Below are 4,936 nucleotides of genomic sequence, written 5' to 3' on the forward strand. Positions count from 1 at the left end.
GGCGTGCCGCAGGCGCTGCCCGGGCTGTCGACGCAGGTGTTGTGGCAGGTGGCGGCGCTGACGCTGCTGCTGCCTGTCCTGCCCTACACCCTGGAACTGCTGGCCCTGCGCAGGCTGCCCAGTGCGGTGTTCGGCGTGTTGATGTGCTTGGAGCCCGCGCTGGCGGTGCTGGTCGGCCTTGTGCTGCTCGGGCAGGTGCCGGCTGGGGTCCAGGTGGCCGGGATCGTGCTGGTGACGGTCGCCGGGATCGGTGCGAGTCGCACGGCCCGTTCGTTGCGCTAACTTGAGTAGTAATGATCACGAATGGAGGCCTGTCATGACGGAGCAGGGCGGTGGCGCGTCGTTGGGGATCGACGTCACCAGGCCGAGTGTCGCCCGTATGTACGACTACTACCTCGGAGGAAAGGACAACTTCGAGATCGACCGGGAGGCCGTAGGGCGGGTCGAGAAGGCGATGCCCGAAATCCGTGAACTGGCTCAGGAAAACCGCGCTTTCCTGCGTCGCGCGGTGCGGCACATGGCACGGCAGGGGATCCGGCAGTTCATCGACATCGGCTCCGGCCTGCCCACCGTGGGCAACACGCACGAGATCGCCCAGCAGATCGTCCCGGACGCTCGTGTGGTCTACGTCGACAACGACCCGGTGGTGCTGCAGCACGGTCGCGCGCTGCTGGCGACCGACCAGCACACCGCGGTGGCCGCCGCCGACATGCGGCGCCCGGCCGAGGTTCTACGCCATCCGGAAACCGCCAAGCTCATCGATTTCAGCGAGCCGGTCGGCGTCCTGATGATCGCCATGGTGCACTTCCTCACCATGGACGAACAGAGCCAGATCATGAGCGAACTACGTGACGCCCTGTCGTCCGGGAGTCACTTCACGGCCACTCACGTCACCCGCGACGGTCACTCCGCGGACGCGGTCGCCCAGATCGAGGCCGTGTACGCGGCCACGCCGACGCCCATCTACTTCCGTGAGCACGCGGAGGTCGCCCGCTTCTTCGACGGATTCGATCTGGTCGACCCAGGTCTGGTCACCATCGACACGTGGCACCCGGACCCGGACGACCCGGCCCCCGCGGCCACGAGGTGGCTGTACGGAGGCGTGGGCCGCAAGCCCTGAGCGCCGTCATCCCGAGTCCGATTCTGTGACTCTGCGTGAGATGCCAACCGTTACGGTCACGAACCGTGTGCTGACAAAGAGTCAACCCGCCATTCGTGTTGATTCTTCGCATCTGTACCTTGAAGTGCATCTGCCCCATCGGCATAGTGGACGGACCACAATGCCAGTCGTGGCAGGGGTTCTCGGGGCGGTGCCGGTTCACGACTGCCCAGCGGCGCATGGCCATGCGCGGAATTGGACATGAAGGATGAGCTCGCCCCCACCGATCCGTACCAAGCTGCTCAGGATCCTTTTGCTTCCGCTGGTCTCCATGGTCGCTCTGTGGGGGTTCATCGCCTACTCCAGTGTGGAGGAGATCGTCACGGTCTCCCAGGCTCAAGACCGCTGGGAGGCCATCGGGTCGCCGGTGCACCAGTTGATCGTGGAGTTACAGCGGGAGCGGCAGCTCTCGGCCGAGGCGCCACGCGGCACGGCGGCGTACGCGCCGCTGTCCGCGCAGCGGCGGGTCACCGACGCCAAGGCCGAACACCTGCGCCAGGTCGTCGGATCCGTTGACGGGCAATCGCCGGGCGGGACCCCGGCGCAGGTGCACGCGCTGCTGCAGGCGCTCGACGGACTACAGGCACTGCGCGAGTCCGCCGACGGCGGCGTGCTCGCTCCGCCGCTGGCGATCACCGACGCGTACAACAACCTGATCGGCGTCGCCAACAAGCAGTTCAACGACCGCGACGCGCTGAGTGACGTCTCGTCCTTCCGATCGGTGCGCGGCATGGCCGCCTACAGCGCCACGGCCGAATACCTGGGCCGCGAGCACGCCGTGCTCACCAGCACGATGGTGCACCGGAGGATGTCGCCGGCCGACCGTGCCGCGTTCGTCGCCGCGTTCACCAGCCGCAGGATCGCCTTCGCCAACGCCGAGCGCGACATCGGCCCCGAGCTGCGGGTGAACTACGACAAGCTGGTCGACGGCGGCGCGTACCGGCGGCTGCTGGAGACGGAGGACGAGCTGTTCACGTGGGACACCAGCGGTGGCGCGCCGCCGGTGGACCCCGCCGAGTGGAGGAGCGACATCGACTCCCTCATCGGCGCGATCGACCGCGACACCCAGACGGAGCTGGCTCGCACCACGGCGGAGGCCGAGGCGCAGAAGACCGGGGCGTACTGGCGGATCGGGCTGGTCCTGGCCCTCGGCCTGGCGGCGGTGCTGGCGTCGCTGGCGCTGTCGTACCGGTTCGGCCGATCGCTGATCTCCGAGCTCAGCCGTCTGCAGGCGTCGGCGGTGGAACTGGCCGAGAAGCGGCTGCCCTGGCTGGTCGAGCGGCTGCGCCGTGGCGACGACGTGGACCCGGCCACCGAGGCGCCCGACCTCGACTCCGCCGACACCGCCGAGGTCGATCGGGTGGTGCACGCGTTCTCCGCCGTGCAGCGCACGGCGGTCGAGGCCGCGGTGGGCCAGGCGACCCTGCGCAAGGGCGTCGGCCAGGTCTTCCTCAACCTGGCCCGGCGCAACCAGGCGCTGCTCCACCGCCAGCTCGCGCTCCTCGACACCATGGAGCGCCGGGTCGAGGAGCCGGACGTCCTGGAGGACCTGTTCAAGCTGGACCACCTGACCACCCGCATGCGGCGGCACGCCGAGAACCTGATCATCCTGTCCGGCTCCGTCCCCGCGCGCCGCTGGCGCGACCCGGTGCCGCTGTTCGACGTCGTACGCGCGGCGGTGCTGGAAGTCGAGGACTACACCCGCGTCACCGTCATGCCGATGCCGGGCGCCCCGCTCCTGGTCGGCGGCGCCGTCACCGACGTGATCCACCTGATCGCCGAACTGGTGGAGAACGCCACCGCCTTCTCCCCGCCCGACACCACCGTGCACGTCCGCAGCATGACGGCGGCCAACGGCTTCGCGCTCGAGGTGGAGGACCGGGGCCTGGGGCTGAGCCAGTCCATCCTCCACGAGCTCAACGCCAGGCTGGCCGACCCGCCGGAGTTCGACCTGGCCGACAGTGACCGGCTCGGCCTGTTCGTGGTGTCCAGGCTCGCGGCCCGGCACGGGATCAAGGTGTCGCTGCGCCGCTCGCCGTACGACGGGACCACCGCGATCGTGCTGCTGCCCTCCGCTCTGCTCGCCAACGCCCAGCCCTCGGCCGCCGTCGCGGCGGGACGTCCAGCGGATCATGTCGTCGCCCGCGCGAGCAGGCCCATGCGCGCGCTCGGCACGGCACCCGCCGACGCCCGGCCCAACGGGATGGCCATCGCCGCTGAGCCCGAGCGCGGGACCTGGTTCGGGACCTCCGCGCCGAGAACGGACCCGATGACCGAGATCGAGCCTGTCGCTGAGCCGAGTCCGACGCCGATTCCCAGCTCCGCCACGCCTCCAGGACCGTCCGTGGAGTGGAGCGTCACGATCCCGGCCCAGGCGGCGGACGAGGACCTCGACGGGCTCCCGATGCGGGTGCCGCAGACCAACTTGGCTCCCCAGCTCCGTGACGCCGCCGGGCGCGCGGATCGGCGCACCGTCCCGGGGCGCTCGCCGGAGGAGCTCGCCCAGCTCATGTCGTCCATGCAACGCGGCTGGCAGCAGGGTCGCCGCCAGGCGGAGCAGGAACGAGATTTGTGGAACCGAAAGGACGACCATCCCCATGCCTGACCCCAGAAGTGAACTGAGCTGGCTGCTCGACGACCTCACCCAGCGCGTTCCCGGCATCAGGCACGCCATCGTGCTGTCCGCCGACGGGCTGGCCATGGGCGGCTCCCGGGGCCTGACCCGGGAGGACGCCGAGCACCTGTCCGCCATCTCCGCCGGCAGCCACAGCCTCGCCATGGGTGCCGGACGGCACTTCGGCATGGGCGGCGTACGGCAGACGATCATCGAGATGGAGGAGGGCTTCCTGTTCGTCACCGCGGCCGGACAGGGCGCCCGGCTGGCCGTGCTCGCCTCGGGCGACGCCGAACTGGGCATGGTCACGTACGAGATGGCGCTCATGGTCAAGCGGGTCGGTGAGCACCTCTCCGCGCTGCCGAGGGGAGCGGCGCCGGCACCCGCCTGGAACGGCGCGAAACCGTGACCGGAGAGGATCCCGGGCCGCTGCTCCGGCTCTTCGGGCTGACCGGGGGCAGGGCGAGGCCGCAGGGAGAGACGTTCGACCTGGTGGCCATCGTCACGACGGTCGGCGGCCCCTACGAGCTCACCGAACTGATCCCGGAGCACCGCGCCGTGCTGGCGGTGTGCCAGAAGCCCACGCCCGTGGCGGATGTCGCGGCGCACCTCCAGCTGCCGCTCAACATCACCCGGGTCATCCTGGGCGACCTGCGGCGGGAGGGCTTTGTCACCATCGAGAGCCCGCGCCCCGCGGCGCAGACGATCGACGAACGGATCTACAGGGAAGTTCTACATGGACTACGCAGCCTCTGAGCCGGGTGCGACGGCGGTCGCCTCCGCCTTGGCCATCAAGATCCTCATCGCGGGTGGGTTCGGCGTCGGCAAGACGACCCTGGTCGGCACGATCAGCGAGATCCGGCCGCTGCACACCGAGGAGTTACTGAGCGAGCGGGGCGTCGGGGTGGACGACACCTCGGGCGTGGAGTCCAAGGTCACGACCACTGTGGCGCTGGACTTCGGCCGCATCACCATCCGCGAGGGGCTGTGGCTGTACCTGTTCGGCACGCCCGGGCAGGACCGCTTCTGGTTCATGTGGGACGAGCTGGCCCTGGGCGCGCTCGGCGCTGTCGTGCTCGCCGACACCCGCCGCCTGGAGGACTGCTTCCCCGCGGTGGACTACTTCGAGCAGCGCGGCGTCCCGTTCGTGGTGGCCGTGAACT

6 protein-coding genes are annotated in these 4,936 nt (G+C 69.9%); all 6 read left to right on the forward strand.

Going from position 1 to position 4,936, the window contains the following annotated elements; all coding sequences use genetic code 11:
- On the forward strand, positions 1-282 hold a 282-nt coding region (locus AB0J09_RS56075; protein WP_360710668.1), incomplete at its 5' end, for an EamA family transporter.
- A 34-nt stretch (positions 283-316) separates the two neighbouring features.
- A complete protein-coding gene (locus AB0J09_RS56080) occupies positions 317-1,120 on the forward strand; it encodes an SAM-dependent methyltransferase (protein WP_360710670.1) in 804 nt (267 codons plus the stop codon).
- A gap of 247 nt (positions 1,121-1,367) precedes the next feature.
- A complete protein-coding gene (locus AB0J09_RS56085; protein WP_360710673.1) occupies positions 1,368-3,764 on the forward strand; it encodes a nitrate- and nitrite sensing domain-containing protein in 2,397 nt (798 codons plus the stop codon).
- Entirely contained in the window at positions 3,757-4,182 is a 426-nt protein-coding gene (locus tag AB0J09_RS56090) for a roadblock/LC7 domain-containing protein (protein WP_360710676.1), read from the forward strand. The genes AB0J09_RS56085 and AB0J09_RS56090 overlap by 8 nt, the downstream gene beginning before the upstream one ends.
- Complete coding sequence (locus AB0J09_RS56095) at positions 4,179-4,529, forward strand: DUF742 domain-containing protein (RefSeq protein WP_360710679.1); 351 nt, start codon at positions 4,179-4,181, stop codon at positions 4,527-4,529. Before AB0J09_RS56090 ends, AB0J09_RS56095 begins: the two co-directional genes overlap by 4 nt.
- Positions 4,510-4,936, forward strand: a 427-nt coding sequence (locus AB0J09_RS56100; protein ID WP_360710681.1) for an ATP/GTP-binding protein, incomplete at its 3' end; no start/stop codon positions are given. The genes AB0J09_RS56095 and AB0J09_RS56100, both read left to right, overlap by 20 nt.

It is taken from the genome of Nonomuraea sp. NPDC049784, assembly GCF_040659615.1.
GTDB lineage: Bacteria > Actinomycetota > Actinomycetes > Streptosporangiales > Streptosporangiaceae > Nonomuraea.